The sequence below is a fragment of the Gilliamella sp. App6-5 genome (assembly GCF_001690525.1).
GTDB lineage: Bacteria > Pseudomonadota > Gammaproteobacteria > Enterobacterales > Orbaceae > Gilliamella > Gilliamella apicola_H.
Window position 1 is genome coordinate 21,705 of sequence record NZ_LZGT01000092.1, and the last position, 11,771, is coordinate 33,475.

Here is an 11,771-nt window from a genome sequence, read left to right on the forward strand (position 1 = left end):
CGTTTAAGTAAAAAAAGGATCGTAGTGAGTTATTTATCTATTGAATTTGGTTTACTCTTTATCGCTTTCTTTGCCTTGTATTGGGGATGTTACCGCTCGCCCAAAATGCAAAATATTCTGCTTTTAGTATCAAGTTATCTCATTGTTGGTAGTTATAGCTGGCAATTTGCACTTATCCTTTTTATCTATACTTGTGCGATCTATTTATTTTCAGTGATGATTGCAGCATCGGATCGGCATGCAAAGCGATGGCTATTTTTTGGGTTATGTGTATCAATCGTTAATCTTGCACTATTTAAATATTTTGATTTCTTTCGTTATGAGTTGCAAGATCTACTTAACTTCTTTAATTTGCCTATTTTATTACCAGTTATAACCGTATTGATACCTATCGGCATCTCCTTTTATACTTTCCATTCGGTAAGTTACTTAGTTTCGGTAAAAAAGAAAGAGCTATCCGTTGCTAAATTTTGGGATTTTGCCTTATTTTTGTCTTTTTTCCCAAGTGTAATTGCAGGCCCAATTAACCGTGCTAAAGACTTTTTGCCGCAAATTAGCATAACTCAGCCTCGTGAAATTTTAGAACCAATTCGCGCCTTTACATTGCTTATCTTGGCTGTGATTAAGGTTTATTGTCTAGGCGGTCTTATTAGTGAACACTGGGTTAATCCAATATTTGCCAATCCGTTAGAATTTAGTGTGATTGATTTGTTAGTGGGGCTTTATGCTTATGCAATGCAAATTTATTTAAATTTTTCGGGGTATACTGATTTAGTTACAGGTATTGCTTTATTGTTAGGATTTCGCTTGCCAATTAACTTTAATTTTCCTTATTTGGCATTGAATTTAAGAGATTTTTGGGCTCGCTGGCATATTAGCTTATCACGCTGGATTCGCGACTATATTTATATTCCTCTCGGTGGAAATCGTCGTGGGTTTATACGAACTCAGATTAATGTCATGTTAGCAATGTTACTATCAGGATTATGGCATGGTGCCGGTATTAATTTTATTATTTGGGGAGCCTGTCATGGTATTGGTACAGTGGCACTTAATATCGGCGAACGTTACTTTGGACAAGGCTGGATAACAGCACGCTCGCCACTGGTTGCTCGATTATTAACATGGCATTATATTTGTTTTACATGGCTATTTTTTAATTGTGAAAGTTTGTCTGATGCAGTCGATTATTTGAATGCATTAATGCATAACTTTCTGATAGAACCGCACTATGCAGGGGCATTTTTGGTTATTTGTTTCATCTACTTTGCCTATCCAATGTGTAAAAATTTTCCTGAGTGGTTTATTCTACAGCTAACAAAAATACCGCATTGTTATTTACCGATGGTCTTTATTTTAATTTTGTGGTTAGTTATTTATATTGCACCATCAGGTATGCCAAACTTTATTTATGCTAATTTTTAATAACGCTTAATTATGATGATATATAAAAAATCGTGTTCAAAAAATAATAGAAAATCCAAATCGAATTTGAAGCGGCAACGTCATAAATCGCTAAATAAAAATACGCTTAAAAAAGATCATAAAAAAACTAATAAAGTAAGTACTTCTCCTATTCTTGCAAGTAAACCTTTATCTGCTCGTTATATATTGGTGATATTGTTTGTTACCGCCATTGCATTAATAGCGATTTATTACAAATCAATATTGATTTATGGCGAGCAAGTGTATCATACCGATTTGTTTAATAGTGACACGTTAGCGATTCAAGAAACTTCAACACAAGAGCTTGAAGACAGCAAAAGTGACGAGCAAAAATATGCATCAACACACACATCAATCCCGTTTAATCAGCCGTTTAATGCTGTATTGCCTGTCTTGAAAAATAAAACATCTAAATCAGCAGTCTCTGAACTTGAAGATATAAAACAAAATAAAATTACTGAAGAAGTAATAAAAACAGAAGCAGAATTAAAAAGCGGGCAAAAAGTCGATATTGACAGTAGTCTGATGGTCCCCGATTTAAAAACACATTTTGACGCTATCGATCACAATAAGCCCAAAGCCGAGCTAGCATTACCAGATGAACCTAAAAAAATACAAGGGGATATTGAACTACCCCATGAGCCGTTACCGATTGTATTAACAAGTAATGATAAAGTGTTCTTTGCTGGTGATTCTTTAATGCAAGGCGTTGCACCATATGTTAAAAAAATGCTTTTTAAGCAATATAAAATAGAAAGCCTTGACTTAAGCAAACAGAGCACAGGACTTGCTTATCCAAGCGCTTTTGATTGGCCAAAAACAATTAATGATAATCTAATTGCCGATCCTTCAATTAAATTACTTGTTGTTTTTCTTGGCGCTAATGATCCTTGGGATTTTCCAGTTAAAGGTTATGTCAAATATGCTAAATTCAAATCTGAATTATGGGAAGAACATTACCGTTTACGTATTGAGTCTATTTTAAATAGTGCCATTGAGCATGATGTTCAAGTACTTTGGCTTGCCGCACCTTGTATGCGAAAACCAAAATTAAACAGTGGGATGGTTTACCTAAATAATTTGTATAAGTCGGAACTAGAAAAAGTTCAACAACATTTTTTAACAACAAATGAATTACTGGGTTGTACATACGAAAAATTTAGTAATTTTATAGAAACCGATAAAGCAAAAATTAAAGTAAGGGTTGATGATGGGGTCCATTTTACGCCAACAGGCCAAAAGATTTTGGCAAAGGCTATTATGGAAAAAATAATTTATAAAGAATTAGAGGATACCCATAGTGATTAGATTTTTAAAATATATTACAGCCGTAATTGCCATAGCGATTACGGTTGGATGCAGTGTGGCGGAAAGTAAAACGACCACGGTATCTACTATTATTGATTTTGGTGACCCTAACGCCAAAAAATTTGCTACACGTTTAAAATCGTTAGAGGATAACAAAAAAACAAATCAAGTCGTCAATATTACACAATTTGGTGATTCGCATTCGGCAGCCGATTTCTTTACTGGTGAATTTAGAACATTAATGCAACAAAAATATGGTAACGCCGGTATTGGTTGGATAACGCCTGTCGCTATAAAAGGACAAAGTCATGCGGTTGTTACATGGAAATCTAGAAATTGGGATGTGCTAAGTAGCCGAACGTTAAGTAACCTAGATTTTCCTATGGGCGGCTTTATTGCAAAACCCAGTAAAGATTCGGCTACTATTCAAATTGTTCCAAGAGGATCGAATAATAAAGATTGGCAAATTAAATTAACTTTCAAGACACTTAAAAACAACTCAAGATCGCTAGCGCTTTATGATACAAATGATAAAAAAATTAATTTAAGCTATACGCCAACCCCAAATGTTTGGCAAACAGCATCGGTTGTAGCTAAAATGCCTTTAGTTATAAAAGGTCAAAAAAATGTGGAGCTGGGTGGAATTTGGTTAACACGCAATCAACAATCTGGCGTTATTGTTTCATCTATTGCGACTAATGGTGCTAAACAAACAATTTGGCAAAAGTGGGGGAAGGATTGGTTTAAAGAACTTGCTGTATCACAAAGTGATTTAGTAATTTTAGAATATGGGACAAATGAAAGTTTTGATGAAACATTAGATGCCAATCAATACCGAAAAAATTTAGTGAGTAATATCAGGCTGATACGTAAAAATTTACCTAATGCAGCTATTTTAATAATGACGCCACCTGACACTATGGCAAATGAAAAAAATATGCCAAAGTCCTTTGCAAAAATAATGAATATTCAAAAACAAGTTGCCAAATTGGAAAAAACATTATTTTGGGATTGGCAAGTCGCGATGGGGGGGCAGTTTTCCATTAAACAGTGGCGACAACGAGGATTGGCTCGGCCTGATTTAGTGCACCAAACTTTAAAAGGCTATAAAGAAAGTGCTCGCATTTTTTATGCTGATTTAAATGAATTTATTAGAAAAAATAGCTAACAAATTTTGATTAAAAGGAATAAATGAGTTATGTCATCATCACCAATTATTGTTGCAGTTGATTTTGCGGATGTTAAATCAGCATGGAATTTTATTGATAAAGTTGATCCAAAAGATTGCCGTCTTAAAATCGGTAAAGAGCTTTTTACGCATGCAGGGCCTGATTTTATTAAACAGATTATGCAAAAAGGTTTTGATGTTTTTTTAGATCTTAAATTTCATGATATTCCAAATACTGTCGCAAAAGCAGTTGCCGCAGCTGCTGACCTTGGTGTTTGGATGACAAATGTTCACGCTAGCGGTGGCTCACGTATGATGACAGCAGCTAAAGATGCACTTTATTCGTACGGTAAAGATGCGCCAATTTTGATCGCTGTGACAGTATTAACCAGTATGGAATCAACCGATCTTCAAGAAATCGGTATCAATGTATCGCCTTTAGAACAAGCGACAAGATTGGCAATACTTGCAAAAAACTGTGGGCTTGACGGCGTGGTATGTTCAGCTAAAGAAGTACAAAGTTTTAGAACACGTTTAGGTAGTGATTTTAAATTGGTCACACCAGGTATAAGACCAGCGGGTGCTAATCCAGATGACCAACGCCGTATTATGACGCCTCAGCGAGCTCAGGCAGCTGGTTCTGATTATTTAGTGATTGGACGTCCAATTACGCAAGCACAAGATCCGGCTAACGCGTTACAAACAATTTTAGCAACACTTGAACCAAGTAAGAGTTAATTACATTATGTCTAGTAATCCACTTGTTTATTCAACCGATAAAGGACGAATTAAACCTACTGAACCGGTCATCTCGCGTCCTAAAGGGGATGGTATTATTCGAATTCAACGGCAAACATCAGGTCGTAAGGGCAAAGGCGTATGTGTTATTACGGGATTCGATATGGATGATGCCCAATTATCACAATTAGCCGCAGAATTAAAAAAACGATGTGGTTGTGGTGGTTCGCTTAAAGGTGGCATTATTGAAATTCAAGGTGATAAACGCGATTTATTAAAGTCATTGCTAGAAGGTAAAGGATTTAAGGTAAAACTAGCTGGCGGATGATTTAGTTATATAAAAATAGTGTCCATAATAAAATGGACGCTATTTATAATATAATCAATATTAATTAGATCGATAGCTACGCATTTTTTTGCTAATTTCGCGGCGCTCTTTAGATATTTCGGCGTTTTTGATAATATAATCATCAACACGATCATCATAATCACTTTTCATATTCGCAATAATCGCTTGAAGCTCTTCGTAAGTCATATCTGGTTTAATATATTCACTTAAGTTTTCAAGTAAGAGTACGCGTTTTTGGTTATCACGAATTTTTTTCTCATTGTCCGATATTTCACGCTTTAATTTATTTAAACGACGTGATAGACGAATATATTCTAATACATCTTGAAATGATGATGCGCTTGCTTTTTCCTTGTCCATCTATAACCCCTTATCTTAAAAAATGGAAAATAAACTTTCACCAATTATATACTAATAATTTTTGTAGGTCATATTAATTATATTTTAAACATAGATGATATATAGGAATTGCTCGCGTTGTTGTAATTTGAGAAACAACGGTAATTGATACACATAAAAAAAACAAAACAATGCGTTATCACAGACAAGCGATATGTCGCTTCCGTCATAAAGAAAAAATCACCGTGCCTCATTTGGCAAAACGCTTTATGGTCAGTCGTCCGACTATTTATAATGTTCCCAAAAAAGCCTGTTTGAGGCTATTTATCCCTTTAACCAGTAAGAAAAATGTTATAAAACCGTCAATTATGGTATTAAATGTCTGCAAATAAATTAAGACAGTAAGTTAAATGTTCACTTTTTAGATTGTATTTTTTGTAAAAAATATTCAGGATTCTATACCGTTTCGCGATTAATTGAGACTTCACGGTATTTATTTATTAAATTGCGTGATAACCAGCGTATCAATCAAATATTCATAAAATCGTTGACTCTCAAACGAATGGGAAAGCTGAAAGAGATAGGTAATTGAGTGAAGATGCGATGTTCACTTTTCAAGTTATATTTTTGTAAAAAATATTCAGGATTCTATACCGTTTCGCGATTAATTGAGGCTTCATGGTATTTATTAGATTGAGTGATAATCAGCGTATCAATCAAATATTCACGCAATCGGTTTGCCCTTAAATGAATGGAAAAGCTGAAAGAGATAGGTAATTGAGTGAAGATATGATGTTCACTTTTCAAGTTATATTTTTGTAAAAAATATTCAGGATTCTATACCGTTTCGCGATTAATTGAGGCTTCATGGTATTTATTAAATTGAGTGATGATCAGCGTATCAATCAAATATTCACGCAATCGGTTTGCCCTTAAATGAATGGGTAAGCAGCAAAAGACGTGCTTTCATGGTGATGTGGCATAATAAGCAAATATTTTAAGATTCTAAAGATAGGAAACAAAAATTTAAGCGATTTCTTCATTTTTATAATACGGTTAAACCGCATAAAGCGATTTCCTACAGATGATATTTTGCATGTCAGCTATTTTGTGTATGAGTTGTTTTAAAAGCAGAAGTTACTTTCAAATTTTTTATTTAAATATTATTTCCCATGCAAAATTGACTTATAAAATAAGATAAAAATAAAAACAACTATTAAGAATTAGTACAAAGTATTGTACAATAGACGCAAATTTGTAAAGAGTGCCAGAATGAGAGATTCATAATGAGCTGGATTGAAAAAATTCTTAGTAAAAATAATATATCGTCGGATCATAAAAAGGCGAATATTCCAGGCGGTGTGTGGACTAAATGTAGTAACTGTGAACAAGTCATTTATCAAGCTGAACTTGATCTTAATTTGGAAGTTTGTCCAAAATGCGATCACCATATGCATATTCCTGCCCGTGTGCGTTTATATCGTTTTTTAGACGAGGGTTCGGATGTCGAAATCGGTACCGATCTTATGCCTAAAGATATCTTAAAATTTAAAGATACTAAAAAATATAAAGATCGTTTAACTGCCGCACAAAAAGAGACTCACGAAAAAGAAGCGATGGTTGTAATGAAGGGAACATTGTTTGGCGTTCCTGTCGTGGTAGCTTGTTTTGAGTTTGCGTTTATTGGTGGTTCAATGTCTTCTGTTGTTGGTGCATTATTCACTCGTGCAGCAGAGCAAGCCATTGCAGATAAATGCCCTTTAATTTGTTTTTCAACAAGTGGTGGGGCGCGCATGCAAGAAGCGCTATTTTCATTAATGCAAATGGCAAAAACCAGTGCTATTCTTGCTAAAATGCAAGATGAAGGTTTACCTTATATTTCAGTAATGACCGATCCTACAATGGGAGGGGTATCAGCAAGTTTAGCAATGCTGGGGGATATTAATATAGCTGAACCTAAAGCGCTAATTGGTTTTGCTGGGCCGCGAGTGATTCAACAAACTGTTCGTGAAATATTGCCAGAAGGGTTTCAACGTAGTGAGTTTTTACTTGAAAAAGGTGCAATTGATATGATTATTCATCGTAAAGATATGCGCCCTAAAATTGCAAGTTTAATCACAAAATTAATGAAACTGCCTGATCCTTTTAATGATGTTGCTCTTAACGAGACAGTTTGATTGAGTATGCAAAACCAACAACCGAATGCCATGTCAGATCTAAAGACATGGCTTTGTTATTTAGAGCAATTACATCCCACAACCATCGACTTAGGTTTAGAACGTGTAAGGACGGTAGCTAAGCATCTTAATTTATTACAACCAGCACCATATGTTTTTACTGTTGCAGGCACCAATGGTAAAGGAACAACTTGCCGAACACTTGAAATGATATTGCTTGAGGCAAACTTACAAGTTGGTGTTTATAGTTCTCCTCATTTATTACGTTTTACTGAACGAGTACGTATTAATAATCAAGAATCAAGTGAACAAGAAACAGTAAAAGCCTTTGTTGAAATAGAAAAGGCCAGAGGTGATATATCACTGACTTATTTCGAATATGCAACTCTGGCTGCGCTTTATCAATTTAAACAAGCAAAATTAGATGTTGTGATATTAGAAGTTGGTCTTGGCGGGCGGCTTGATGCAACCAATATTGTTGATGCCGACATTGCTGTCGTGACAACTATTGGTATCGATCATGTTGATTATTTAGGTGATACCCGTGAAAGCATCGGGCGTGAAAAAGCAGGTATTTTTAAAACTAAAAGTATTGCTATTGTTGGTGAACCAGACATGCCCAAATCCATTTTAAATGTGGCTAACTCAGTCAAAATCCCGCTTTATGTGGTAAATTGTGACTGGCATTATCAACAAGTTAACAAAGATTCATGGTTGTTTCAATCGCTAATAAAACAATATAACCGCTTACCTATTACCAATGTTCCCTTGGCGAATGCTGCAACTGCCATTGCCGCTTTAAGTTATTCATCACTTAAAATAACACAAGACGAAATAACTAAAGGATTGACAAAATCTAATTTAACAGGGCGTTTTCAAATTATTCAAAGATCACCACTTGTGATCCTCGATGTAGCACATAATCCACACGCAGCAGTTTATTTAACTCAACAATTAGAAAAACTAAAAGCCGAATATCTAAATGTTGGTAAAGTTAGATTTGTTGTTGGTATGCTTAAGGATAAAGATATTAAAAGTACTTTATCCATTTTAAAAGGTGACAAGTGGTATTGTGCTTCTCTTTATGGCGAACGAGGTTGTCGTGCTGAGTTGTTAGAACAACACTTGTTAAATAAAGGTGAGCTTGATGTATCAACATTTGATACAGTATCTAAGGCTTATCAAAAGGCAATACAAGAGGCTAAAGAAGAAGATATTATCGTGGTATGTGGCTCATTTCATACTGTATCTGATGTTTTAGCTGAAATTGAGCGTTAAGCGAAATTAATTATGGCGAACAATCAACAAATTAATTCAAAGAAGCAAAATAGAGTAAGAAATCGACTGGTAGGTTTTGCTACATTATTGCTTATTATCGCAGCAATTGCTCCATGGATAATAACGGACAAATCCAACTTGCGCACTTCAACAACGCCTATTTTTCAGGCTGAAAGTGTGACTCAGAAAAATCAGAACGACGCACCATTCAATGGTGTTGATGATGAGTTTACTAATAATGTATCAGAGGTTCCTTACATACCTGATTCAGAGCAAAATGCAAGTACATTAGTTTTACCTGACATTGATGATGATGTTGATACCTCAACAACAATGAAGCCTTCAACATCACAACAAGAAACTAAACCTTATATGATCCAGCTTACTGCATTAAAAAATAAGCAAAAAATAGAAGAGTTAGTTGCGTTGTTAAGGTTAAATAATTATAGCGTTAGAACTCTACCTCAAAATCCAGAACCTAATCAGTTAATTAAGTTACAGGTTGGTCCTTATGCTAAAAAAGAGCAAGCAGAACAAGTTATTATTAACTTAAATAACCTAACAAAATTGAAAGGTATTATTATTGCTAATTAATCGCTGTTCTATTTGTGTTGCAAACAATAATTAAAATAAAACATTTTTAATATAAAATTATGAGTTATTATGATGAATTGGGTTGATTTTACTATTATTGGTGTGATTGCTTTTTCAGCATTAATTAGCATTGTGCGAGGTTTTGTGCGAGAAGCATTATCACTCATTAGTTGGATTTTAGCTTTTTTTATTTCCAGCCGATTTTATATCTATGTTACTGATTATTTAAATTATTTTGATAGCGATGTGATACGCATTGCTGTTGCGATTGTTATTCTTTTTGTAGCTACATTATTAGTTTGTGCAATTGTGTCTTATATTATTAGTCAATTAGTCCAAAAAACAGGATTATCAGGTACTGATCGTGTATTAGGTGTCTGTTTTGGCGTGCTACGTGGGATTTTAGTTGTTGCGGCAGTCCTTTTTTTGATTGATACCTTTACGCCGTTATCTCAATCATCGTATTGGAAGCAATCGCAGCTAATCCCGCATTTTCATTTTATCATTCGTTGGTTTTTCGATTTTATACAACAGTCTTCTTCGTTTTTAGTCCGGTAAATTTGAGGTAACCATAGTATGTGTGGTGTTGTGGGTATTGTAGGATGTAGTGCTGTTAATCAATCTATTTATGATGCGTTGACTGTTTTACAACATCGAGGGCAAGATGCAGCAGGTATCGTGACTATTGATAATCAAAATCGCTTTCGTTTACGCAAGGCGAATGGTTTGGTCAAAGATGTGTTTCAAGAACATCATATGCAACGATTGCAAGGTCATTTGGGGATAGGACATATTCGTTATCCAACAGCGGGGAGTTCTAGCCCATCCGAAGCACAACCCTTTTATGTCAATTCACCTTATGGTATTGCGCTTGCTCATAATGGAAATCTAACCAATACAGATGAGCTACGTAATAAAGTATTTGAACTTGCAAGGCGCCATATTAATACAAATTCCGACTCAGAGGTGTTACTCAATATATTTGCCAATGAACTTGATAAGTTCCCCTCCTACCCATTGACTGCCAATAATATTTTTACCGCCATACATAATGTTCATAACATCATAAAAGGCGCATATGCTTGTGTAGCAATGATTATTGGGCATGGTCTTGTCGCCTTTCGTGACCCTCATGGAATTCGTCCCTTAGTCATAGGTAAACGGGTGCTTGAGAATCAGAAAATTGAGTATATGGTTGCATCTGAAAGCGTAGCTTTAGATATTCTTGATTTTGAGTTTATGCGTGATGTCCAGCCGGGCGAAGCAATTTATATTACTCAAGAAGGACAATTATATTCTCAGCAGTGTTCAGATAACCCACAATATTATCCGTGTATTTTTGAGTATGTTTATTTTGCAAGACCAGATTCATTGATGAATGGTGTATCGGTTTATCAATCACGAATTTTAATGGGGCAAAAACTAGGACAAAAAATAGTAAAAGAGTGGAAAGATATTGATATTGATGTTGTCATTCCTATTCCCGAAACATCATGTGATGCTGCGCTTGAAATTGCACGTATTTTAAATAAACCTTATCGGCAAGGATTTGTTAAAAATCGCTATGTTGGCCGCACGTTTATCATGCCGGGGCAAAGAGCACGGAAATTGTCAGTAAGAAGGAAACTCAATGCTAACCGTATTGAATTTGAAGGTAAAAATGTCTTATTAGTTGATGATTCCATAGTGCGAGGCACAACCTCAAAAGAAATTCTTGACATGGTTCGTTCAGTTGGTGCCAAAAAAGTCTATTTAGCGTCTGCAGCACCAGAAATTAGACATCCAAATGTTTATGGGATCGATATGCCAGTTGCCAGTGAACTTATTGCTTATAATCGAACGGTTGATGAAATCGCTAAAGATATTGGTGCTGATAAGCTCATTTTTCAAAGCTTATCTGATTTAGTTGATTCAATCACAGTACAAAATCCAAACATACATCATTTAGAGTGCTCTGTTTTTGATGGAAAATATGTTACTGAAGGAATTGATGATAACTATTTGACATTATTAGAACAAAAAAGAAGTGAAAGTAAAAAACCTCCAGCTTGTAAAGAGTCAGAAAACTTAGAGATTTATAATGAAGAGCAATAAACGATAATAATTATTGTAAATGACAAAAATATTATATAAAGACATGGAATGTCATGTGTATGTCATTTTTAACCATTTAAATAATTTTTTCAGTTTATTATCTATAATTTTTTCCAGACTATCAATATAAATAGGAATATCCTACAATTAACTCCCTACATTTGATTAATAAAAAATTTAACTTGGTATTATGTTTACCTAGCTCACTAAAAATTAACATTAATCAATATGAATTAAAATTAATTAAAATTTTGATTTATAATGATAAATAATAAAACAA

The 11,771-nt window shown here is 34.6% G+C and carries 11 protein-coding genes; 10 read left to right on the forward strand and 1 reads right to left on the reverse strand.

The features are described 5' to 3' along the window. Nucleotides 1–24: 24 nt before the first annotated feature. The 5 genes from A9G24_RS10950 (at nucleotide 25) to yciH (ending at nucleotide 4,988) form a co-directional block, all read left to right on the forward strand. On the forward strand, nucleotides 25–1,425 hold the full coding sequence (locus A9G24_RS10950) for an MBOAT family O-acyltransferase (protein WP_065639044.1): 1,401 nt from the start codon (nucleotides 25–27) through the stop codon (nucleotides 1,423–1,425). A gap of 66 nt (nucleotides 1,426–1,491) precedes the next feature. Continuing rightward, complete coding sequence (locus A9G24_RS10955; RefSeq protein WP_176701205.1) at nucleotides 1,492–2,754, forward strand: SGNH/GDSL hydrolase family protein; 1,263 nt, start codon at nucleotides 1,492–1,494, stop codon at nucleotides 2,752–2,754. Continuing rightward, nucleotides 2,747–3,922 carry a GDSL-type esterase/lipase family protein gene (locus tag A9G24_RS10960; protein ID WP_065639046.1) on the forward strand — a complete coding sequence of 392 codons (1,176 nt, stop codon included), beginning with the start codon at nucleotides 2,747–2,749 and terminating at the stop codon, nucleotides 3,920–3,922. Before A9G24_RS10955 ends, A9G24_RS10960 begins: the two co-directional genes overlap by 8 nt. A gap of 30 nt (nucleotides 3,923–3,952) precedes the next feature. Beyond that, nucleotides 3,953–4,660: an orotidine-5'-phosphate decarboxylase gene (gene pyrF / locus A9G24_RS10965; RefSeq protein WP_065639047.1), complete on the forward strand. Its 708-nt coding sequence runs from the start codon at nucleotides 3,953–3,955 to the stop codon at nucleotides 4,658–4,660. A 4-nt stretch (nucleotides 4,661–4,664) separates the two neighbouring features. Continuing rightward, the gene (yciH, locus tag A9G24_RS10970) at nucleotides 4,665–4,988 is read left to right on the forward strand and encodes a stress response translation initiation inhibitor YciH (RefSeq protein WP_141673150.1); all 324 of its coding nucleotides are present in this window, start codon (nucleotides 4,665–4,667) and stop codon (nucleotides 4,986–4,988) included. A 60-nt stretch (nucleotides 4,989–5,048) separates the two neighbouring features. Here the strand turns inward: yciH and tmaR are convergent, their stop codons facing one another. Further along, complete coding sequence (gene tmaR, locus A9G24_RS10975) at nucleotides 5,049–5,369, reverse strand: PTS system regulator TmaR (protein ID WP_065639049.1); 321 nt, start codon at nucleotides 5,367–5,369, stop codon at nucleotides 5,049–5,051. Nucleotides 5,370–6,634: 1,265 nt separating this feature from the next. On the opposite strand from tmaR, the gene accD reads away from it, so the two are divergent. The 5 genes from accD (at nucleotide 6,635) to purF (ending at nucleotide 11,491) form a co-directional block, all read left to right on the forward strand. After that, on the forward strand, nucleotides 6,635–7,525 hold the full coding sequence (accD, locus tag A9G24_RS10980; protein WP_065639050.1) for an acetyl-CoA carboxylase, carboxyltransferase subunit beta: 891 nt from the start codon (nucleotides 6,635–6,637) through the stop codon (nucleotides 7,523–7,525). 6 nt (nucleotides 7,526–7,531) lie between these two features. Further along, nucleotides 7,532–8,803 carry a bifunctional tetrahydrofolate synthase/dihydrofolate synthase gene (gene folC, locus A9G24_RS10985; protein WP_065639051.1) on the forward strand — a complete coding sequence of 424 codons (1,272 nt, stop codon included), beginning with the start codon at nucleotides 7,532–7,534 and terminating at the stop codon, nucleotides 8,801–8,803. Between the two features lie 12 nt (nucleotides 8,804–8,815). Continuing rightward, a complete protein-coding gene (locus tag A9G24_RS10990) occupies nucleotides 8,816–9,397 on the forward strand; it encodes an SPOR domain-containing protein (RefSeq protein WP_065639052.1) in 582 nt (193 codons plus the stop codon). Nucleotides 9,398–9,469: 72 nt separating this feature from the next. Next, nucleotides 9,470–9,955 (forward strand): CvpA family protein, encoded by a 486-nt coding sequence (locus tag A9G24_RS10995; RefSeq protein ID WP_065639053.1) that lies wholly within the window; start codon nucleotides 9,470–9,472, stop codon nucleotides 9,953–9,955. A gap of 18 nt (nucleotides 9,956–9,973) precedes the next feature. Continuing rightward, nucleotides 9,974–11,491 carry an amidophosphoribosyltransferase gene (gene purF / locus A9G24_RS11000; protein ID WP_065639054.1) on the forward strand — a complete coding sequence of 506 codons (1,518 nt, stop codon included), beginning with the start codon at nucleotides 9,974–9,976 and terminating at the stop codon, nucleotides 11,489–11,491. Nucleotides 11,492–11,771 lie beyond the last annotated feature (280 nt).